Source organism: Acinetobacter sp. QJM3NY_42, from assembly GCF_056173745.1.
This window is the reverse complement of record NZ_CM149689.1, coordinates 189,945-212,277: the sequence shown is the minus strand read 5'-3', so window position 1 is coordinate 212,277 and position 22,333 is coordinate 189,945. Positions and strand designations below refer to the sequence as shown.

22 protein-coding genes and 1 riboswitch are annotated in these 22,333 nt (G+C 43.0%); of the genes, 9 read left to right on the top strand and 13 right to left on the bottom strand.

Annotated features, from left to right (window positions below; genetic code table 11):
- Positions 1-21 precede the first annotated feature (21 nt).
- From gspD to AC0VYT_RS00925, 11 genes are all read right to left on the bottom strand, one after another.
- On the bottom strand, positions 22-2,277 hold the full coding sequence (gspD, locus tag AC0VYT_RS00975) for a type II secretion system secretin GspD (RefSeq protein ID WP_005017079.1): 2,256 nt from the start codon (positions 2,275-2,277) through the stop codon (positions 22-24).
- Positions 2,278-2,318: 41 nt separating this feature from the next.
- The gene (locus AC0VYT_RS00970) at positions 2,319-3,161 is read right to left on the bottom strand and encodes a type II secretion system protein N (RefSeq protein WP_005017081.1); all 843 of its coding nucleotides are present in this window, start codon (positions 3,159-3,161) and stop codon (positions 2,319-2,321) included.
- The gene (gene gspN / locus AC0VYT_RS00965; protein ID WP_005017083.1) at positions 3,161-3,904 is read right to left on the bottom strand and encodes a type II secretion system protein N; all 744 of its coding nucleotides are present in this window, start codon (positions 3,902-3,904) and stop codon (positions 3,161-3,163) included. The genes AC0VYT_RS00970 and gspN overlap by 1 nt, the downstream gene beginning before the upstream one ends.
- Before the next feature lie 165 nt (positions 3,905-4,069).
- Positions 4,070-4,396 carry an H-NS histone family protein gene (locus AC0VYT_RS00960; protein WP_005017085.1) on the bottom strand — a complete coding sequence of 109 codons (327 nt, stop codon included), beginning with the start codon at positions 4,394-4,396 and terminating at the stop codon, positions 4,070-4,072.
- A gap of 166 nt (positions 4,397-4,562) precedes the next feature.
- Complete coding sequence (locus tag AC0VYT_RS00955) at positions 4,563-5,000, bottom strand: acyl-CoA thioesterase (protein WP_005017088.1); 438 nt, start codon at positions 4,998-5,000, stop codon at positions 4,563-4,565.
- Positions 5,001-5,009: 9 nt separating this feature from the next.
- Entirely contained in the window at positions 5,010-6,203 is a 1,194-nt protein-coding gene (locus AC0VYT_RS00950; RefSeq protein WP_005017091.1) for a membrane protein, read from the bottom strand.
- A 9-nt stretch (positions 6,204-6,212) separates the two neighbouring features.
- The gene (locus AC0VYT_RS00945) at positions 6,213-7,061 is read right to left on the bottom strand and encodes a hypothetical protein (protein ID WP_005017093.1); all 849 of its coding nucleotides are present in this window, start codon (positions 7,059-7,061) and stop codon (positions 6,213-6,215) included.
- Positions 7,058-7,840 (bottom strand): uroporphyrinogen-III synthase, encoded by a 783-nt coding sequence (locus tag AC0VYT_RS00940; RefSeq protein ID WP_005017096.1) that lies wholly within the window; start codon positions 7,838-7,840, stop codon positions 7,058-7,060. Before AC0VYT_RS00940 ends, AC0VYT_RS00945 begins: the two co-directional genes overlap by 4 nt.
- 5 nt (positions 7,841-7,845) lie before the next feature.
- Positions 7,846-8,766, bottom strand: coding sequence for a hydroxymethylbilane synthase (gene hemC, locus AC0VYT_RS00935; protein WP_034430615.1), 921 nt, complete (start codon positions 8,764-8,766; stop codon positions 7,846-7,848).
- A gap of 102 nt (positions 8,767-8,868) precedes the next feature.
- Positions 8,869-9,606, bottom strand: a complete 738-nt coding sequence (locus tag AC0VYT_RS00930; RefSeq protein WP_005017100.1) for a LytR/AlgR family response regulator transcription factor — start codon at positions 9,604-9,606, stop codon at positions 8,869-8,871.
- Between the two features lie 69 nt (positions 9,607-9,675).
- Positions 9,676-10,815, bottom strand: a complete 1,140-nt coding sequence (locus tag AC0VYT_RS00925) for a sensor histidine kinase (protein ID WP_005017101.1) — start codon at positions 10,813-10,815, stop codon at positions 9,676-9,678.
- Here AC0VYT_RS00925 and argH point away from each other — a divergent pair.
- Positions 10,806-12,239, top strand: a complete 1,434-nt coding sequence (gene argH, locus AC0VYT_RS00920; RefSeq protein ID WP_005404528.1) for an argininosuccinate lyase — start codon at positions 10,806-10,808, stop codon at positions 12,237-12,239. The two genes, AC0VYT_RS00925 and argH, sit on opposite strands and share 10 nt — an antisense overlap.
- A gap of 29 nt (positions 12,240-12,268) precedes the next feature.
- Positions 12,269-12,541 (top strand): oxidative damage protection protein, encoded by a 273-nt coding sequence (locus AC0VYT_RS00915; protein ID WP_005017105.1) that lies wholly within the window; start codon positions 12,269-12,271, stop codon positions 12,539-12,541.
- Positions 12,542-13,070: 529 nt separating this feature from the next.
- On the opposite strand, the gene phoU is transcribed toward AC0VYT_RS00915, so the two are convergent.
- Together phoU and abuO are read right to left on the bottom strand one after the other, a co-directional pair.
- A complete protein-coding gene (phoU, locus tag AC0VYT_RS00910; RefSeq protein WP_005017107.1) occupies positions 13,071-13,793 on the bottom strand; it encodes a phosphate signaling complex protein PhoU in 723 nt (240 codons plus the stop codon).
- A gap of 99 nt (positions 13,794-13,892) precedes the next feature.
- Positions 13,893-15,245: a multidrug efflux outer membrane protein AbuO gene (gene abuO, locus AC0VYT_RS00905; protein WP_005017109.1), complete on the bottom strand. Its 1,353-nt coding sequence runs from the start codon at positions 15,243-15,245 to the stop codon at positions 13,893-13,895.
- A gap of 361 nt (positions 15,246-15,606) precedes the next feature.
- On the opposite strand from abuO, the gene AC0VYT_RS00900 reads away from it, so the two are divergent.
- From AC0VYT_RS00900 to AC0VYT_RS00870, 7 genes are all read left to right on the top strand, one after another.
- The gene (locus AC0VYT_RS00900; protein WP_005017110.1) at positions 15,607-16,671 is read left to right on the top strand and encodes a hypothetical protein; all 1,065 of its coding nucleotides are present in this window, start codon (positions 15,607-15,609) and stop codon (positions 16,669-16,671) included.
- 66 nt (positions 16,672-16,737) lie between these two features.
- A riboswitch (TPP riboswitch) is annotated at positions 16,738-16,864 on the top strand.
- An 89-nt stretch (positions 16,865-16,953) separates the two neighbouring features.
- Positions 16,954-18,846, top strand: coding sequence for a phosphomethylpyrimidine synthase ThiC (gene thiC, locus AC0VYT_RS00895; protein ID WP_005017112.1), 1,893 nt, complete (start codon positions 16,954-16,956; stop codon positions 18,844-18,846).
- A 76-nt stretch (positions 18,847-18,922) separates the two neighbouring features.
- Positions 18,923-19,543 (top strand): NUDIX domain-containing protein, encoded by a 621-nt coding sequence (locus tag AC0VYT_RS00890; RefSeq protein ID WP_005017114.1) that lies wholly within the window; start codon positions 18,923-18,925, stop codon positions 19,541-19,543.
- Between the two features lie 9 nt (positions 19,544-19,552).
- Positions 19,553-20,362, top strand: a complete 810-nt coding sequence (cpdA, locus tag AC0VYT_RS00885) for a 3',5'-cyclic-AMP phosphodiesterase (protein ID WP_005017116.1) — start codon at positions 19,553-19,555, stop codon at positions 20,360-20,362.
- A gap of 211 nt (positions 20,363-20,573) precedes the next feature.
- Complete coding sequence (gene dksA, locus AC0VYT_RS00880; RefSeq protein WP_005017118.1) at positions 20,574-21,107, top strand: RNA polymerase-binding protein DksA; 534 nt, start codon at positions 20,574-20,576, stop codon at positions 21,105-21,107.
- A gap of 46 nt (positions 21,108-21,153) precedes the next feature.
- Entirely contained in the window at positions 21,154-22,029 is an 876-nt protein-coding gene (gene gluQRS / locus AC0VYT_RS00875; protein ID WP_034430610.1) for a tRNA glutamyl-Q(34) synthetase GluQRS, read from the top strand.
- A gap of 68 nt (positions 22,030-22,097) precedes the next feature.
- Entirely contained in the window at positions 22,098-22,328 is a 231-nt protein-coding gene (locus AC0VYT_RS00870) for a zinc-ribbon domain-containing protein (protein WP_005017124.1), read from the top strand.
- The last annotated feature ends 5 nt before the right edge of the window (positions 22,329-22,333 follow it).

Below are 22,333 nucleotides of genomic sequence, written 5' to 3'. Positions count from 1 at the left end.
TCATGTTCCGTGCCTTGTCTGTTAAGAAGCCGGACGCAGAGTAGTTGTAGTTACTGTATTTTTAGTACGTTCTACCTCCGGTTGAGGCAAAGCTACACTACGTTGTCCAATACCAAGTTCAATCGCTACAGGAGTCGTCGTTACCACAGGAGTAACACCCCCTGAAGAAAGCTGCTTGTACACATTAGGTTTATCAGAGGTAGCAGGAACCGGCAAACGTTGCTGATAGACATCCTCTACATTTTCAGGCAATTTGGCGAAATTTCCGTCTTTATCCATAGCCAGCTGTAAGCTATAAAGCTGATCATAACGGCGTTGCGTTAATCGGCGTACATCACTAGCATCGCCGACAATGGTCGGATGGATAAATACCAGCAGGTTTCGCTTTTCATTACTGTTGCTGTCAGACCGGAACAAGCGGCCTATGCCCGGGATAGCCCCCAAACCTGGTACAGCCTGTCGACTGTAAATAGAATTATCTGAGATTAGTCCACCGAGTACGACTGTTTGACCATGTTCAGCCAAGACTGCTGTTTTAATTGCACGTTTACTGGTAACCAAGTCTGTAGCCTGTCCTTTATTAGGCTGTACATTTGATACTTCCTGCTCCACCTCCAGCCGGACAGTACCATTTTCACCAATATGTGGAATAACTTTTAGAGTCACACCAACATCTTTACGTTCCACAGTTGTATAAGGATTCACACCATTTGCATTTGTTGTCACTGAACCGGTAACAAACGGGACATTCTGGCCGACAACGATATAAGCCTCTTCATTATCCATGGTAACAATAGAGGGTGTGGACAACAGATTAGACTTGGTATTATCCTTTAAGGCCTGAATCAGGGCGCCATACAAACGTCGTGAGCCATCAGCACCTTCACGATAGTCACCTAAAAGAAGTGATGAACCTCTTAAATTACTGGCTGCATTAGCAAGTGCTGAACCACCAGCCAGATAACCAGCAGCAAGACTGGCGAGACTGCTTCCTACATTTGTAAAATTAACCAAGCCAATTCCACTGCTGATATCACCGAGTGCCCACTGCACTCCAAGCTGATCTGCATCATCACCAGCAACTTCAATAATTGCGGCTTCAATCAGAACCTGCTGGCGACGTATATCCAGTTGCTGAATTGCTGATTCGATTTCACGCATCAGCTGGGGATCAGCCTTAACCACCAGAGCATTCTGATTAGTATCTGCAATAATACTAACCCCATTCGCATTAAAACTACTGATCGGATTTTGCCCAGAATTAGTATTAGCGTTGAGATTAATACCCGGTGTAGAAATTCCAGAGCCGGTGCTACCCTGATTATTATTGGCAGTATTATTAATCAGGTTATTAATAGAATTACTGGAACCAGAATTATTTGAATTACTGTTGCTATTTACTGCCTGCCCGGTCACTAGTCCTTGCAGGATCTCGGACAGGTTCTGGGCACTGGCATATTTCAAGCGGAATACTTTAAGTCCCCCCAGACGGTCTGCTGAGGGTACATCCAGCATCTCAATCATATGCCGGATACGTTTACGTGTTGCCGGATCGCCTTTAATCAAAATACGGTTAGTCCGGTTATCTGCCATAATTCTTACCCGTGCCCCACTAAAATCTTTAGCAGCGCCTGTTGAACTCATGGACTCCAACAGTCCAATCACTTCTTCTGCCTGACTCGACTGCAAGGTAATTGCTTCAATGTCATTTTGCCCGGTACCATCGAGATTGCGGACAATTGTTTCTAATTGCGCAATATTACTGGCACGATCAGAGACAATGAGAGCATTTGTTCCTGCTACTGCAGCAAGATGTGCAAACTGTGGCATTAATGGACGTAAAGCCGGTATCAGGTCATTGGGATTGGTATTTTCCAGCCAGATTACCCGGGTGACCACCTGATCACCACGTGCATTACGTCGTGCATCATAAGGAACACCTGAGCTTTTTACATTACTATCTGGAACCAGTTTAATAGTATTCCCTGATGGAATTGCCACTACACCGTTGACATTTAATACACCCAGGAACAGGTCATAAACTTCATTTTTATTGAGTGGCTTATTAGAGATGACCGTCACATTACCGCGGACCCGTGGATCAACTGCAAAATTTTTCCCTGTAATATCGGCGACTTCATTGATAAAAGCAGTCAGGTCTGCATCACGCAGATTAATTTTCCAGGTTTGTGCATAGGCTGCCGTGCTTATAGCAGCGATGACTGGTGCTGCAGCCACTAAAGCCCAAAGTGGACGATGATGTTGTAATAAAGCCATAGCCTGTTATTTTTCCTAACACTACTGTGAGGTATTCCCACTTAAAAACTTTGTTGGATGGTCATCACCTGATCACCACGTTTTATTTCTATTTTGACTTGCCCTTCACGTCTGGCTTGTTCAAGTAACTGAATATCACTTTGTCCCTGGCCGACAGGCTGACCGTTTAAAGACATAATCCGGTCACCTGGGCGTAAACCCAGCTTACTGCGCAGTGCAGCCGGTGTACGGCTGGTGACCTCATAACCGTTACCGGTCGAGCTTACACCCATTTCCTGCAAATATTGTTCACGGTCTTCCTGAATTTTTTGTATCGCCTGTCCTAAAGCAGATTGAGAAGAATTTGCAGGTGATGGCGAAGGAGCTGCCGAAGTGGCAGAGTCAGCAGGTGGCACAATCGGCTGGTTCAGGCCATTTTCAATTCCTTTAAACTGAACTTCACGAGATGTACCATTGGGTTGACGCAATATCACCCGGTCCCAGTAAACCTCTGCCAATTGAAATGAAGAATTAGCAATGGTTTCCCCAACCCGATAACGCTCTGCCATCTGGTCTACTTTAATTACAGCTGAGGAATAACGGTTTGGATAACCAATGACCACACCCTGCAATTCTATATTTAAACTTTCAGCAGATGTATTCGCCGCAGCACTTTGACCTGGCTCGTAAAACAGGGAAAATGAAGAAATATTTGGAATTTGTGGCTGCTGTGAGCCCAGCATGACGCGCTCAAACTGTATGCCTTGTGGCGGTGCTGCCACCCACCAAAACAATGCTGCCAGCTTCCAGCAAAAGATCAGAATTAATAATGCCAGCACGAACGGTCCAGCCCGGTCCAGTTTAGACCAGGAAATATCCTGGAGTTTATTCAGATAGGTTTTCATCACCAGTTGCCCCGTAATAGAGGCTGACGGGAGCTAATCACATAGGTATCGAGTCCAGCTTTACCGTCATAAGAAGGGACATTCAAGAGTAGACGCTGGGTTAGTTGCACATCCAACATCATATCCGGATCAAGAACCAGATTTGCCATTTTCTGTCCACGCTGATCTTGTATATTAAAGATGAGCTTTCCACCGTCGTCTTGAATCTCTCCTTTTAAAGAGGGTATATTCATTCGGTCCTGCCGTGAGCCCAAGCTATACAGGAGTTGTCCGCCTGCCCATTGCAGCTGGCCAGTTGCATCACTAAAGCCATCATTTTTCTGATAACGTAAATTAATATTTTGAAGCTGAATACTATTGGCTGGCCATTGCCAGTCTACTAAGGTCTTTAAGGTTTCTGGCGCTATTTGGCCCTTCATCTCTTGAATAATTATTTTTTTACCTAAACCATAGGCCACTGTACCATTTAGCTTTGTATTGGCACTATGAATTTCCAGGTCTGCTCCCAAGCGTAATAGCAATAAGTCGAGAGGCCTGGTTTTCCAGCTGACTGATCCACGCAGTTTATCTTTATGCCAGTCTGCCTGGCCCTGCCAGATATTACCGCTGACATTTTGCAAGGTTTGATTATCTTTTGAAAATTTTGAAATAATCCAGGCAGCAGGTATCTGTAACACTACAAATAATAAAAACGCCAGGACTGCAAATATCCACCACGTTAATTGCTTCGTTCTTTTATTCATTCAGCAATAACCAACATTTAATTTTTTTCCTATAACTATATTTCTCCCCTGCGTCCCATTATGCATAATTTTTCTACCTCGCCAATTCACTGCTATAAAAAAACCAAGCATTCATGCTTGGCTTTTTTAACATTCTAAGGCAGTCGAATGACAGTTCGATGAAACTTAGATCAGAAAATCTTCAAGTTTTGCACCTTTTTCAAGGGCTGCTACTAACCAGCGTGGCTGCTTACCACGTCCTGTCCAGGTTTCTTCAGGATTTTCAGTATTACGATAACGTGGCTCTACTGATTTACGTGTTGTTTTCTTACGCTTTTGCGCTCCAAATTCTAGCAACTGTTCAATAGTCAGACCCACATTTTCAGCAATTTCTAAAACCTGTTCATAAGCTTCATCTACTGCTTGATCTTTTTTGCTGGCGATTAATGCTTCGGCTTCAAGCTGTAATCTTTTGAGATCTTCTACCGAAAGTTCACTAATATCTGGCTTCATTAATATTGGCTCCGCAACACAGGTTAATCATATTTATTTGAATTAATATTCAAACTCATATTATGTATTTTAAATACAATTATCAAGACTATTTAATTAAATTAATAACAATAACTCAACATAGCCAAATTAATATGAAATAGGAGGTTTTATTTAATAAAACTAATCATCGGTTATTTAAATCATGTTCAACAGTTTTTTCAATCTTAATAATTTTTTCTCTTATTATTTCAGGAATGAGTGTCTTTTGTATACTCTCTTTATCTACGCAAACAATTACTGCTTCTCCTAAAGCGACATTTTGTTGTTGGGCACTACTCCATATCAAGTAATTCATGCGAAAGGCACTATTCCTAATCTCTTCAACCCTGACGCCAATTTTTAACTGATCTGGATAAAATACCGGTTTAAGGTATTTACACTGGCTTGAAGCCACAACAGTATTAATATCAAGCTTGAATATATTCAAGACATCAAGATAACAAATACGGGCACTTTCTATATAACGGTAATAAATTACATTATTGACATGCCCAAATGCATCCATATCTCCCCAAGCAACATTCTGTTCATAAATTACTGGGTAATCTGTTAACTTGGTCATATTAATTCCTTAAATCTTTAACTGCATAAAATTAGCGTCATTTTCAAAAACCAGATTTAATTGCTGAATTAAATCCTCATTTCCTTTAAATACTGTTTTGATCCTTAAATAAATCATCAATATATTATCTGGATAGAGTTCAAGTAACTGCTCTGCCTCCAATGCACGGTCAGTTGCTTGATATATGTGCCATTTTGCAAAACTTAATATAGGGATACTTGGGTACTTGTTTTCTAAAAATAAAATACGCTGCTCGACATATTCATAGTCAGGTTGCTGCTTAAGTAATTGTTGCTGAAACCATAAATAGAAAACATCTTGATCAAAATTATCAGCCAGCAGTAAATTGGCTAGTGATTCATGCTGCTGACTCATTTCAGGCATACGTGCCAGTAACTTAAGCCATAGAATCTGAATATCAGGTGTACGGTTCTGTATCTGACCTGCCATGTCCAAATAACGTTGCTGCAATGCTTGCAGATCATCAAGAGTTGCTTGGTCAAACTGGCCCAGCAGTTGCTGTAGCCACTGTTCTTTATAGTCGTGACTTAAGTGACCATATTTGCTGGAGCGCAAGTAGAGCCATGGATACTGAACTGCGAATTCCCCCCAGAGCTCATTAATCCTGTATTGATAGGCACTTTCCACTTGTTGTAACCAGGGAGATAAAGCATGTTGACTCAGAAATTCAAGATGAGTTAATGCCTGTTCAGGATCTTGCTGATGCAAAAAAATTTCAATCCGTTGTAGCTCTGCCAGTTCAAATGCATGGGGAGATGCCTGGTTCAAGCTTTTCAATGCAAGGTCTGTCTCAGCATTACCTAAGAATAAGCGTGATTCAATCACTCCTCTTAATAAACCTGATTGAGAAAAGACCCGTTGAATAAATAACTGCTGGTCCCGTTCAGCTTGTAACAGCCAAATCACTCCCAACTGCTCGTAAGGATGTAAGGTTTTGAAGTCAAGTACAGTTTCTGTTTTACGCTGTTCCCGAGTCAGATAACGTTTTAGTTGTAGCCAGACCAGCTGGATAATCAAACCGAATATTGCCAGTAAAGCTAGCCATATCCATAAATTGGTCTGCATTTGCCAGTTGCGCCATTGCACATAAACATAACCAGCACCGTAGCCATAACTTAGTACACTTAATAAGGCCAAAACCAGTAAGCTAACCAGTGTATAAGCAAGAAAAATCTGTTTCATACTGCCCCCTTAACCCAGTAATGTCATAGCACCAAGTTTCGGATTTGGTATGACTGGCAGATACTTCATATTCATTAAACGTTTTTTTAACTGCTGGCTGTCATAGTCGGGTAACTGATTCAGCTGTTTAATTACATCATCCAGGCCCTGCTGGTATTCTGCATATTGCCCCTGCATAAGTGACTGTCTTACCAGTAACAGCCTTAGCTGTACCTCTTTGAGAACCAGTTGCCGATTCATCAATATAGCTCCTGGACGCTGAACCGGTTCAATCTGCAACCAGCGCTGCCAGAAATGTTGTGGCTGATTCTTGGCAGGACTTAAATTATTTTGCTGTATAGCCTGCTTCAGTAACTGGTCAGTTTCTAACAACAGTGCTTCTAAAGATTCTTGTTGCCGAGTTTTAGCCTGCACGAACTGTTGAATCGCTAACTGATCTGTATGAATCGCCTGATGTAGACTTTGTTTGAGTTCAGGTGCCAGTACATAGCCATGTAAATCACGATCCAGTTCTGATAATTTTTCCAGCGCATACACATACTGCTGCTGCCGGACAGCAAACTGAACCAGCTCTAAACGTTCACCAATTAATGCGACCGGGCTAAATTCTGCCAAAACGGCCGGACTTGACTGCTGCTGGGGAGACTGAGAGGGATTAGTGGAGGTAGTCACTGCTATCTGGCTAATCTGGCGCTGCAGAGCTACTACCTGGTCGTTGAGGCTTGCATTGAGCTGCTCAGTTCGATGCAAACTAACTTCTACTTCCGGTAATTGGCGGGAAACCTGAAACAGGTCATAACTAATTTTTGCCAACCAAGCCAACGCCAGAATGATTATACAGAATAAAAACTTTCTCATAGTTTCCCTTGCAACTCTGCAATATACTGGAGTATGACCTCAGGTTTTAAATATTCTATTTTTGAAACCTGAAATTTGGCCTGATGCTGGATTTTATAACCGTGTATCAACTGATATAAACGCTCTCCCAGCACCAGATAATGACATAGCTGCAAAACAGACTGCTGATTCTGGCATAAATCCAGCCAGTTAGACCAGCTGGCTTCACTAGTAATAGGGACCAGCACCTGATTTCCGTATTGTATAATCTGTGCTGCAACTTTAGAAAAATCATGAATGCTTTGTGTCGGGCAGGACCGTTCGTATAAAATAAAGTTTAAAACCTTTATTCCCTGCTGATGCAGATTTTGCATCATAAACTGGCGCCCCCCCTCTCCGCGCCAGAATGCTACACTGTGCAGGTCATTAAATTGTCTGAATACATCAAGCTCAAGCATCCCCTCTGAGGTCTCAAGTTTAGGGACCTGACTGGAAATACTGTAATGCTTCAGGTGTTCAGCTGTAGTTTGGCCTACCGCTATCCATTGTAATTGTCTTAAATCGTTCAGGCTGATGCCACTTTGCTGAAGATACTGCATCCCAACATCTGCTGCTGCAGGACTCACTACCACAATTACCTGACAGAATGGCAGATTCTGATAGAGTTGTTGTAGCTGGAGTGAGTAAGCAGTTGGTGTCAGTTCAAGTAAAGGCAACTCAAGTACTTGATGACCTGCTTGCAGTAAGGCAAGACTTAATGCCTGACTGCGTTCTTGCGGGCGGGTATTAATAAATAGCATAAAACTTACTTATAAAGGGCTTTCAACAGCTCGCCAGCACCTTGTGACAATAAATTTTCTGCCAATTCGATCCCCAACTGTTCAGCATGTTCCGGCTGTCCTGAAACTTGAGATGAAAGTAATATTAAGCCATCCACACTTCCTACACGGCCTTCAAGCTGGAGCTGGCCATTTTCCAGAGTCGCGTAAGCAGCAATCGGAACCTGACACCCTCCTTCCAAATGACTATTAAATGCTCTTTCTGCCCGTACACATATACTTGTCTGCTCATGCTGAAGTGGAGAAATCAGATCAAGTATGGCCTGATCATCTGTACGGCATTCTAGTCCCAGCGCACCTTGGCCAACAGCGGGCAGACTTAATTCCGGAGACAGGGTATGTTTAATGCGCTCACTCAATCCCAGACGTTTCAAACCAGCACTAGCCAGAATAATCGCATCATATTCACCTGCATCAAGTTTAGACAGACGGGTACCCACGTTACCACGTAAATCAAGAATATTCAGATCTGGACGGGCTTTCAAAATCTGGGTTTTACGGCGTAAACTTGACGTTCCGACTGTTGCCCCCTTTGGTAACTGCTCAAAGCCTTCAAAACGATTTGAAACAAAAGCATCACATGGATCTTCACGTTCACAGATCACAGGTAACGATAACCCTGTTGGCAAATGCATAGGCACATCTTTCATCGAGTGCACTGCCAAATCAGCACGTCCATCCAGCAAGGCAGCTTCAAGTTCTTTTACAAACAGGCCCTTACCCCCAATTTTTGCCAGAGGAGTATCAAGAATCTTATCGCCCTGGGTTACAAACGTGACCAGTTCTACCGTCAAGCCAGGGTGAAGTTCCTGCAAACAGGCACGAATATGTTCAGCTTGCCAGAGCGCTAGAGGGCTTTTACGGGTTGCAATTTTTAAGGTCATCATCATAATTCAGGCGTTAAAAAGTCCCTTTAAACTTAACGTGATCCCCTAAAAATGCAAGTAAATTATCGTCCAAAGCCGATAAAACCGTCCTATTTTAGTTCTTTAAAGCTTTTGTATCCGCTCACGCAGACCAGGTAAATGGCGACGGCTTACGGCCAGCCGCTCGTCAAGTTCACGGCAGCGCACCTGATACTGTCCCGAAGTCACAACCTCAAGCCCATCCAGATAGTCAACAGATACCAGTGCATTACGATGGATCCGGATAAACTTCTCCGAAAATTCCTGTTCAAGTTCTTTTAAGGTCTCATCAATCAAAATGCTGCCATGTTTATGACGTACTGTGACATATTTCTGGTCAGCTAAGAAATAGTAAATGTTCTCCACAGGCACCAGCTCAACACCTCGATAACTTTTTGCAGTAATTTGCTGGCGCTGTAATTTTGCCGTATCTATATCTTTCTGCTTCAGGCCCGACATTTGTGCCTGGTTCAAACGGGTCAGCCTGTCCAGAACCTGCTGCAGCTCACTGACCTCTATGGGCTTGAGCAGATAACCTTCCGCACTTGATTTAAAAGCTTCCAATGCATGATCTTCATAAGCCGTACAAAAGACAATCGCCGGCATAAGGTCCAGCTGGTTTAGCTGTTCAGCACATTGCAAACCATCCATTTCCGGCATTTGAATATCAAGCAATACAACATCAGGCTGATACTGCTGGACCAGTTCAATCGTATGCTGACCACTTGATGTTGTAGCGACTACATGGTGCCCGAGCTGGGTAACCAGACGAGATAAGCGTTCGACGGCCAATGGCTCATCATCACAAATCAGGATATCCATTTTTTTCTCCTTGTCTAGACCAACTTCATTTAATTTATATATGTTGATCTGGACTCTGGTTTTATTCTTTTATTTATAATGGTACTGCACGATAGTGGTATAAATCCCCTCACCGGCAAAAGTTTGAAACTGTACAGACTGTCCAAAATAGGCCTGTAACCGCTCCCGTACACTTTCTATAGCAATACCATGACCTTTACGTAATGTTATTTTATCTAAAGAGTAAGGATTGGTAATGACTATAGTAACTTGATTTTGAAGTATTTCAACCAGTATACCGATGGTACCTTGAGTATAGACACTTTCAACTCCATGGAAAATACTATTTTCAATCAAAGGCTGTAAGGTCAGAAGTGGAATATAAACCTGATTTAAAGAGTGAGTATTTTCTATTTTCCACTCTACCTGGAGCCGTTCACCCAGACGCATCTGCTCAATTGAAAGGTAATGCCGGCACAAATCAATTTCCTGCTGTAAGCTGACCAGCTTGAGGTCTTGCAGGCTGGCACGAAAAAGTTTAGACAAGCTGATCAGCATTGTTTCAGCCTTGTCAGGGTCTGTATTGATGAGACTTACTACACTATTTATACTATTAAATAAAAAATGCGGATGAATACGTGCCTGCATGGCCTGTATACGGGCGTTTAATCCACTACTTTGCTGTCTGAACCATTGTTCCCGCATATACAGATAACGTAGAAAGATAACTCCCATCAATATCCCAAAACTGAGATTTAAACCTATATCTTTAAATGAAATATCGGAATCTATTCCCGTCCAGCTCAAATGACTACCCCAATAGTTCAGCATATTCAGACTGAAGGTAGATACCAGAACAATGCACTGAAGTAGCAGAAAACCGAACAGTAAGGCATAAAAATGGCTGAGCTGTCTGAACTGGTTTTGCCAGGTATCTACCAAAGCAGTAAAACACAATACTACCCATTGAATAAAAAAAATGTACTGTGCCAATTGGTCAAGCTGAAGGTTTTGCCATGTCCCCGCTTTTGCCAGAATAAGGATCAGTGACAACAGCGTACTGACCAGAAATAATTCGATTAGATATTGCCAGCGTCCACGCTTTGTAAAAGAATATAAATTATTCCGGTTATTTATTGATGGTATTGTGGAATTATCACGCTGTGCTTCGGCAAGCGCTGTTGAATTTGCTATACTCTTTTTTATTTTGCTGAGCCGACATGACCACATCTTCTCATTCCTCCAATACGCCTGCCCAGAATCAGACTTCCGGTATGTGGGGCGGCCGTTTTTCCGAAGCTACCGATGCTTTTGTGGCTGAATTTACCGCATCTGTACAATTTGACCAACGTTTTTATAAACAGGATATTGCCGGTTCAATTGCTCATGCGACCATGCTTGCCAAAGTAGGAGTACTGACCGAACAGGAACGTGATGACATTATTGAAGGTCTAACTGCCATTAAAGCAGATATTGAGGCAGGAAATTTTGAGTGGCGCATTGACCTTGAAGATGTACATATGAACATCGAGTCACGCCTGACCCAGCGTATCGGCATTACAGGTAAAAAACTGCATACCGGCCGTAGCCGTAATGACCAGGTCGCAACTGATATCCGTCTTTATGTCCGTGATGAAATTGATGCCATTTTAGATCTACTGGAAAAATTACAAAAAGGTATTTTGGGTTTGGCGGCTAAAAACACCCAAACCATCATGCCCGGTTTTACCCATCTACAAACTGCACAGCCTGTGACTTTTGGTCATCATTTATTGGCCTGGTTTGAAATGCTGGTTCGTGACTCTGAACGTCTTATTGACTGCCGTAAGCGCGTTAATCGCATGCCATTAGGTTCTGCGGCACTTGCTGGTACAACTTATCCAATTGACCGTGCTTATACGGCTGAACTTTTGGGTTTTGAAGCAGTTGCTGAAAATTCGTTAGATGCCGTATCGGATCGTGACTTTGCGATTGAATTTAATGCTGCTGCATCTTTAATCATGATGCATTTATCACGCATGTCCGAAGAACTGATTCTATGGACTTCAGCGCAGTTCAAATTCGTCAATATCCCGGATCGTTTCTGTACGGGTTCTTCAATCATGCCACAAAAGAAAAATCCCGATGTTCCTGAACTGGTACGTGGTAAAACCGGTCGTGTCTATGGCGACCTGATGAGCCTGTTGACCCTAATGAAAGGCCAACCACTGGCCTATAACAAGGACAATCAGGAAGATAAAGAGCCATTATTTGATGCGATTGATACCGTACGTGGTTCATTGATGGCATTTGCTGACATGATTCCAGCTCTGGTACCCAATATCGATATCATGCGTGAAGCAGCCCTTCGCGGTTTTTCTACTGCAACAGACCTTGCAGACTACCTGGTAAAAAATGGAGTCGCTTTTCGCGATGCACATGAAATCGTAGGTAAAGCAGTGGCTCTGGGCGTTCAGGAAGGTAAAGACTTATCTGAACTTAGCCTTGAACAGCTTCAGCAGTTCTCTGACCTGATTCAGACAGATGTCTTTGAAAAAGCACTAACTCTGGAAGCTTCAGTAAATGCGCGTAACCATATTGGCGGCACGGCCCCGGCTCAAGTAGAAGCAGCTATTGATCGTGCCCATGCGCGTTTAGAAAAACTTTATGCTTAAACGCTATATCTTAACTTTGGAGTATTGATATGTCTCGACAGGTGTTTTGCCGTAAATATCAAAAAGAAATGGAAGGGTTAGAATTTGCACCCTTCCCAGGCCCAAAAGGTCAGGAACTATTTGACACGGTTTCTAAACAGGCCTGGCAGGAATGGTTACAGCATCAGACCACCCTCATTAATGAAAAACGTTTGAATGTATTTGAGCCCGATGCAAAAAAATTTCTTGAAGAGCAACGTGAAAAATTTTTCAGTAATGATGCGAGTGTAGAAAAAGCTGAGGGCTGGAAACCTGAAAATTAATCTTTGTTTTGACCCACTTTAGAGTGGGTCAAAATATTGCTGTTCAATTTATACTTTTAATAAATAAAGACAAAGCTTATTTTTAAAGCAATTAATTACACTATATTAACTTAATTTACATGCCCTCCACATCAAAACACATGAACTATAATGAGTAATAAACTTGAACTTCTTATACTGATTTTAAGAAAACTTATATAAAGCTCTGATGAATTCTGCATAAGTGAAATTTTGAATGAGCTCCTCTTTCGTTCCCAGATTTCCCCCAAAGTCTGGGACTTTTTTTATTCTATATTTAATTTTTTGCTTACTCTTGTATAAGCTTTAGCTTACAGTGATATCAGATTTTTACTTCTACGATATTTACTTAACTCCATTAGACTAAAGTTGTAGCCAAGCAGGAAGCTAGGTGAGCATAGAAAAATAATTAAAAATTGCAATGGGTACAGGATGTGATGATTTTTCCTTACTCTTGACTCAAAGGCCCGGGAAACTTTCCCCGGGCCTTTTCACTATTTAAAACGTCTGTTTAGCGGCGTTGTACGTGTTCTTCAATTTCATCCAGGCTGGTATGACGTACATCAAGTCCTTTTGCAATATAAATTACTTGTTCCGAAATATTACGGGCATGATCACCAATACGTTCAAGTGAGCGCAATACCCACATCACGTTCAGTACCCGGGAAATATGGCGAGGATCTTCAATCATATAAGTCATCAGAGTACGGGTGGCTGACTGGTATTCACGATCGATATCGGCATCGGCTAAAAGTACTTTAAGCGCCTGCTCAGCATCGACCCGAGCAAAAGCATCCAGTGCATCATGAATCATAACCCGCACCTGATTGCCAATATGCCGGGTTTCCATATAACCCCGTGGCGATCCGCCTTCTTCACATAAGTTTTGGGCAATACGGGCGATTTTTGCGGCTTCGTCTCCAATCCGTTCCAGGTCAGTATTTGCTTTGCTCATCGCGATCACCATACGCAGGTCAATTGCAGCCGGATGACGGCGTGCCAGAATCAGGGTTAACCCTTCATCAATTTCCCGTTCATAACGGTTTACTACGTTATCCTGAAACTGTACGTCGATAGCCATATTGGTATCTGTATCCAGCAAAGCCCGTATTGCATTGGCCACCTGCTGCTCGACCAGACCGCCCATAGTCATAAATTTAGTCGTAACACCTTGCAGTTCTTCATTAAACTGTGAAGAAATATGGTGACTTAATACAGGGTTATTCAAGCTCAAGATAAAGACTCCAGCCAGCTAAAAAGAAAATTCTGATGCATCTTGTATTAAAGCATAGCTATGATGAAACTTTGATGACAGTTCATTTATGAATAGCTGTCAAAACTTTTCAACCAGCCAGCTGTTCATTTCCTGCAAATCCTGTTCATTGAGCTGACCTGCGGCGGCTTTTAAACGCAATATATTAATCAGATGATCATACTGTGCATTTACATAATCCTGCCGGGCAGAAAAAGCATTACGCTGAGCCAGCAATACATCTACTATAGTTTTTAAACCTTCATTATATTGGGCACGTGAAGCGCGTGATACCAGCTCGGATGATTGCATCGCAGCCTTACGGGCTTCTAATTTATTCTGGTCAGTTTGAACCTGCAGGTAGGCCTGTTTGGCATCAGTTGTACTTTTACGGACAGCAGCTTCCAGCTCTGCTTCAGCACGCCGGATATCGACTGTAGCCTTTCGTATATTTTGTTGCGTGCGTCCCCCATTAAAAAGATTCCAGTTCATTTCCACGCCAATCTGGTCAAACTGACCATCACCAGAGATAAGTGTTTCCGGTGACTGTTTGGTATAGCCATAGGTAGCTACTGCTTCAAGCTGTGGATATAAGGCTGCCCGTTCAATCCGGCGCTGGTCATCATTATATTTTTGTTGCAAACGTGCCTGCTGTACTGAAAGATTCTGATTTTGTGCCAAGGTAGTCCATTCTTGTAAATTAGCCGGATAAGGTTGCTGATAGCTAAAATTTTCTTGAAGCACCGCCAGACTTTCCTGATATGGCCCAATTAGTTGTGCCAGCTGTTCCTGAGCCAAGAGCAACTGTACATTACTTGAAATCCGGTTGGCCCGGGCATTTTGGTACTGGGCATTGGCTTCACTGACATCACTACGGGCAACCAGTCCTTCACGTAACTTGGCGTTCATCATTTCCAGCTGCTCCAATAATGCTTTCTCTTCCTGTAAATGAGAGCTGGTCAGTGTCTGCTGACGTAAGACATTAAAATAACTCTCAGCCACATTGAGAATATGGTCCTGCTGGCGCTGGCGTAACTGTACTTCACTCAGCAGTACGGAGGTTTGTACCTGTTTATAACCCTCCCAGGCATCTTTACGGAATAAGGGCTGACGTGCCGTAATCGAAATTTGCTTCGTGGTAGAGGTCGATGACATCAAGGCATCACCAAAATTTTCAAAACCTGGAATGGTCACACTATTGCTTTGGTTACTTCCCTGATGTTTACGGGTAATATTACCGCTGACACTGACTGTCGGCAAAAAATTAGTACGCGCAATACCCAGATTAAGCTGATCTGCCTGATACTGGTAAAGATTAGCCTGCCAGCTTGGGTCTGACTGTTTGGCACGCTGATAAGCCTCTACCAGATCAAGTGCATAAAGCTGTGAACTTGTAGTTAGAAAAAACAGGCTCAGGAAAATTTTTTTCTTCATTTTTTTAAATGCCCATCTACACCGCAAAAAACCGAACTATCTTTTTCAGGACAGTTTTCAGGTATGCCATATTACTCATGAATAGCCAAGTTTAAGTATGATTTTTATTAAATTTTCCCAGTTCTTGACTTCAGGCAGTTTCAATAGAGTAAGAATATAGTAAAATCCAGCTATCTTGCCTAAATCCATACTACATATTGCTTACAAATAATTTAAACAATACTACAGCTTTTACTGGGTTTTTAAAGATAATCATCATCAACCATATTCTGCTAGTTTGCTCGCTCTTAGTACGCTGTTGTCTTGCTCACGCATCATACAACCTGAGTCAAGTAGTCCCCCGCCTTGGAGGAAAAAACGTATGAAGCCTCTTGCTTATCTTTCTCTCTCCCTGCTGGTGTTAGCTATGGCTGGCTGCCAGAAGCCCGAAATGGAGAAAACAGCCAAGCAAGAAACGCCGCCTCCTACCCGTATTGCTCCACAACAGGATGATACCCGCTGCCTGAACCTGGCAGAACAGATGCAGAAAATTAATTCGGAAAGTACAGTAGAGTCCTTAGATCAAGTCAATGCACAAATTAAAACCTGTTTGCCACAGCTAAAATTTGAACAGCAAAAACAGATTCTCAAAGCCTCGAATGCCGTGTATCAGCGCTTTTTGACAGTTAAGCGTACTCCTGAACAGCAGACAGCATTTGAAGACTATGCTTTTAACCAGTCCCCTCATCCGACGTTACAGCAGAGTTATACCGAAAAATTTTCACCGCGTGATCAGTACCTGCTCAAGCATCAGGGCAAAGTATATTATGAGCTATATGATGGTGGAGAAGGCATGTTCAGTTATCGCCGCCAGCCACAATATCTGGCACAGATTTTTGCCCCCTATTTACCGACTGCCGAGCGAATCTTTATTGAAAAACTGGCTAGCCAGAACCAGCAGAGTCCTCTGCGTGATGGCGCACTGACAATTTCTTGGGATGAAATCGCACAGCGTGCACAGTTCTGGGAAAGTTATGTCAAGCAATATCCGAATAGCAGCTTTATAGATGATGCCAGACTGCTGCTTTCACTTTATACCTCATTCCTATTTAAAGGTATGAATAACACCCCAATCTCTGATACCTATACTGGTGAGCTTTCTATACGGCCAGATGCACTGACTGTAATTCAGCAAGTTGCTAAACAGCGCGACTCGGAACTGGCCGCCCAGGCCAAACGTTTTTTAGAATTTGTAGAGATGTCACCCGCCCAGCGTAATCAGAAAATAAAAGTTCAGCTGACTGCACCGGAACGTCTTTCAGGACAGGAAAATATTTTGACCTTACGGCAGCTGGAAAAATATGTTCAGTTACGTGACCCTTATGCTAACTCCCCACGTGACCAATATCGTGACTGTTTTAGTGATGCTGTCTGTATAAGTTATTAAGACCAAAGAACTACATTGTTACTTCAAGCATGGCTGTTCATTCTGAAAATCCATGCTAAGATCTTTACATGCTTGACGGAGCGCGAGTAATTACTCGCTGAGATCATGTAATTCCTTTTTTCAGGAATTGATCATGAGTACCGTTGAACCTGATCAGGTTAAGACCTGCGTAGGAATCAAGCCATCTAAAAACTGAAGCTCTTCTTTTATTCTTACAGGATAAATCTGCCACCGTTTTTGGTCGTGCTTGATTCGTTGATATCATTCATAAGGATCATGTACATGAACCAGTTAACGAATCATTCTTCTTTACCTTTATCTAGTCAGCATGAGCAAGAAGCCAAAGAACTGACCCGTATTTTGCCTGCTTCAAGAAAAGTCTATATACAAGGTTCACGTCCCGACATTCAGGTTCCCATGCGTGAAATCAGTCTGACCGACACCCCAACCGGTCTAGGCGGTGAACACAACCCACCAGTTATGGTCTACGATACATCGGGTGTTTATACCGATCCGAGAATCAAGATTGACCTGAAGCAGGGCCTGCCAGATGTACGTAAACGATGGATTGAAGAGCGTGCAGACACCGAAGTCCTGAACCAGCTTTCTTCAGAGTTCGGACAGGCGCGCTTAAAAGATATTACTACTGCCGAAATCCGCTTTGCCCATATCTCACAGCCCCGTCGTGCTAAAGCAGGTAAAAATGTTACCCAGATGCACTATGCAAAACAGGGTATTATTACGCCAGAAATGGAATATATTGCTATTCGTGAAAATCAGCGTCAGTGTCACGGCGTTGACACCCGACAGCATAGTGGCCAGAACTTCGGTGCACAGAATTTACGTGAAATCACGCCAGAGTTCGTGCGTCAGGAGGTAGCAGCAGGTCGGGCCATTATTCCTGCCAATATTAATCATCCAGAAATTGAACCGATGATCATCGGTCGTAACTTTCTGGTCAAAATCAATGCCAATATCGGGAATTCGGCTCTGGGCTCATCAATTGATGAAGAAGTTTCTAAAATGACATGGGCAACCCGCTGGGGCGCCGATACCATTATGGATCTGTCGACTGGTAAAAACATACATGAAACCCGGGAATGGATTATCCGTAACTCACCGGTACCGATTGGAACTGTTCCAATTTATCAGGCGCTGGAGAAAGTAAATGGAGTAGCCGAAGACCTGACTTGGGAAATTTTTAAAGACACCTTGATTGAACAGGCTGAACAGGGTGTTGATTACTTTACTATTCATGCTGGCGTATTACTGCGATATGTTCCACTGACTGCTCAGCGTCTGACCGGTATTGTATCGCGTGGCGGCTCGATTATGGCACAGTGGTGCCTGGCCCATCATCAGGAAAATTTTCTGTATACCCATTTCGATGAAATTTGTGAAATCATGAAAGCCTATGATGTTTCTTTCAGTCTGGGAGATGGCTTGCGTCCGGGGTGTATTCAGGATGCAAATGATGAAGCGCAGTTTAATGAACTACGAACTCTAGGCGAGCTGACTCAACGTGCCTGGGAGCATGATGTGCAGGTCATGATTGAAGGCCCGGGTCATGTACCTATGCATATGATCAAGGAAAACATGGATTTGCAGCTTGAAGTATGTAAGGAGGCGCCATTTTATACATTAGGGCCGCTGACTACCGATATTGCTCCGGGATATGACCATATTACCTCGGCTATTGGAGCTGCCATGATTGGTTGGTACGGTACTGCCATGTTGTGTTATGTCACGCCAAAAGAACACTTGGGGCTTCCAAATAAAAAAGATGTAAAAGACGGGATTATCACTTACAAGATTGCAGCGCATGCAGCAGATCTGGCTAAGGGCCATCCCGGAGCCCAAGTGCGTGATAACGCGCTGTCCAAAGCCCGCTTTGAATTTCGCTGGGATGACCAGTTTAATCTGAGTCTGGACCCTGATACTGCCCGCAGTATGCATGACGAAACCCTACCCAAAGAGGCACATAAATCAGCTCATTTTTGCTCAATGTGTGGTCCAAAATTCTGCTCAATGAAAATTACCCAGAATGTCCGGGATTATGCTCAGAATCAGGCAAAGAACCAAGAACTCGAAATAGCACAGCAGGTAGAAGAAGGCTTTGAAACGATGAAGGCGGCTTACCATGAGGCAGGCCAGAAGCTTTATCATAAAGTCTAAATTTCTAAAAAAATATTTGAGTAAGTCTTAATCTCAGTTAGGATGAAGTAAACATTTCTTCATCCTGATTGAACGTATGACCATCATTGAACAGGCCAGCTATTCTGCAACCGATGTTAAGATTGAAGCACGTGAAAGTGTATACCAAGGTTTTATACAGATCGAGAAAGTCGCCTTGCGTCATCGCCTGTTTGGCGAGAATACCTACACTCCTGTATTACAGCGCGAGCTGATTCATCGTCCAGAGGCGGCAGGTGTCCTGATTTATAATGATGAACAGCAGAAATTTGCTTTGATTGAGCAGTTCCGTATTGGTGCTGTCGATGACCATGAATCACCATGGCAGCTTGAAGTAATTGCGGGTGTTCTTGATGCAGGTGAATCTGCTGAACAGTGTCTGTACCGTGAGAGTCTTGAAGAATCAGGTTGCAAAATTCACACCCTGCAACATCTTTTTAGCTTTTACCCTTCTGCAGGGGCCTGCTCCGAGTTATTTCATCTATATACAGCCCAAGCAAAGCTCGATCTAAATGGAGGAATCTTTGGTATGCCCGATGAAGGCGAAAATATTCGTCTTCATATTTTGGACTATCAGGACATTGACCCGCTATTTCAGCAGAATCGGTTATGTAATGCCCCAGTCATCATGGCCTTGCAATGGCTTAGGCAGCATGTAGTCACAATAATAAAGAACTGAAGGATAACGATGATAGTCTCTCATTCAATGGAGCATCGAGATACTTGGGTGATCATACAAATCACCGATACGCATCTGATGGGGCAAGCTGAAAAAGAATTTGTACAGATGAACCCCGAACAAAGCTTTCATGCAGTCATACAGCAGATTCTTCTCCAGCATCCCCACATTGATGCGATTATTCATACAGGAGACTTGGCCCAGGAACCCGAACACATCACATACCAGCGTTATCTCAGCTATATGCAGGGTTTAGGAATACCCTTTTTTCAGGTTCCAGGCAATCATGATGATCTTGATTATTTTCCGTTTCAGCAGAGTTATCATGAACCGGGTATTGTCGAGCTTGGAAACTGGTGCTTGTTTTTATTAAATAGTGCAGTGGATGGCCGAGTAGATGGCCACATTAGCCAGACACAGCTTAAGGCACTTAAACAGCAACTTCAGCAACATGCGCATCAGCATGTCTTAATTGCCTGCCATCATCACCCTTTCGAGATGCGATCCCGATGGATCGACCAGCATAAACTCAAGAATACCCCGGAATTGACAGAAATATTGGCTCAGCATAGTAATATACAGGCTGTAATTTGTGGTCATGTACATCAGGACTCCATCCATATCTGGAATAATATCCAGTTTTTATCGACCCCATCTACCTCTGTTCAGTTTAAGCCACTCAGTGACCAGTTTGCGCTAGATGAGCAGGCTCCAGGCTACCGGATACTCAAGCTGCACAGCAGTGGCCAGTTAGATACGCAAGTACATCGCTTAAAAGATTTTCATCACAGAATTGAGACAGAAATTTCAGGCTATTAACTTTTCATTTCTTAAATTTTGGGCTAATTTAAGACCCTTAAATTTAGTATTAAGCCGATAGTCTGAGAGAGTGTGACTATCATCTTAATTAAAATATCTATATGATGACCGCCCCTGATGGGAAAATTCACCCTAGGGGGATGGATATAATACTTGCATATCACCATATTTTTTGCGTATAGATATACGTATATGATGAGGAATGCCCTATATGGCGAATGACAACCACAATCAAGTCTTAGACGAACATACAGAAGCTGCAGATAGTGAAAAAACTGCTGCAAAACGTACCCGTAAGCCGAAAGCTAAAACTTCAGAGGCAGGTACAACAGCAAGCTTGTTTGGTATAGCGCCTTATCAGCCTAAAAAAAATGAAGAATACATGTCTGAAGGGCAGCTTGAGCATTTCCGCCAGATTCTAGAAGCGTGGAAAGCTGAATTGATGTCGGAAGTAGACCGTACTCTAAACACCATGCAAGATGAGAATACTGCCCTGCCTGATGTAAATGACCGCGCTACCCAAGAAGAAGAATTTGCAATCGAGTTACGGACCCGTGACCGCGAACGTAAACTGATCCGCAAGATTGAACAGTCTTTACAGACCATTAAAGATGAAGACTATGGTTTCTGTGAAACCTGCGGGATTGAGATCGGTTTACGCCGCTTAGAAGCGCGTCCGACTGCTACGTTATGTATTGATTGCAAAACACTGGCGGAAATCAAAGAGAAGCAGAATAACGGCTAATTCTGTGAGCAGTGATTCCTTTCTGATCTCTTCTTTACAAAGGAAAATGTCAGTTCAAGAGCATTACGTGGGTCGGTTTGCGCCATCGCCAACCGGCCCTTTACATTTCGGCTCACTTATTACAGCGGTGGCCAGTTACTGTGATGCCAAAGCCCGACAGGGTAAATGGCTGGTCCGGATTGAAGATACAGATATCCCGAGAATCTCTCTTGGTAGTGAACAGCATATCCTTTGTGCCGTTGAGGCCTTTGGTTTCGAAGTAGATTCACATATTATTTTCCAGAAAGACCGCCTTGATATTTATGAGTCGGTTTTGACACAATTGCGAAAGCAGGGCCTAGTTTATGCCTGCCAGTGTACCCGTAAAATATTAGGCTCCAATCATATCTATACAGGTACCTGCCGCCATCTCAATCTGCCATTTGAGCATCAGGCCATCCGTATTAAGGTAAGTGACGAAGAACTGTGCTTTACAGATCGACTGCAAGGCAAGCATTGTTCTAACTTGGCTTATGATTTGGGTGATTTTGTGCTCAAACGTCGTGATGGGATTATTAACTATCAACTGGCTGTAGTAGTGGATGACTACTTACAGGGCGTTACTCACGTGGTACGCGGTGCCGATTTGCTCGACAATACGGTCCGGCAAATGTGGCTGGGTTCAGTGCTGGGTTATCCTGTACTGCATTATATGCACCTTCCGCTTGCAATGAATAGTCAAGGACAAAAGCTCTCCAAACAGAATCTGGCATTAGCACTGGATTTAAGCCAGCCCTCTGTCTTACTACAAAAAGCTTTAAATGCTCTAAATCAGCCTGCTGTTGATTTGGATACGCCTTCTTTAATGCTCAAACAGGCAATTAGCCAGTGGAGTGTTGAGGCCATACCTCACAGCTTGATGCTAAATGGTCACTATCTGTAACATGAAAAGATTGCTTGAATCTGAAAAGTAAGCTGCAATGGAGCAGAACAGATCAGTGGAGCAGCAAGATGTTTTTTATTTTCGGTATCGGTCCCAAAACAAAAACAATTGAAAATGGACAGTTTGTGTGTCCAGTTTGCCGTACACGCAGCGCTTATGAACTGAAGCAGCAACGTCAGTATTTTTCCTTATTTTTTATACCTCTCCTGCCCCTGTCAAAGGCTAAAGGAGAACTTGTAAAATGCCTGCATTGTGGCCATGAAATGCCGGGCATGGTACTGGAGCATGCCCGGATTTAGAAAAT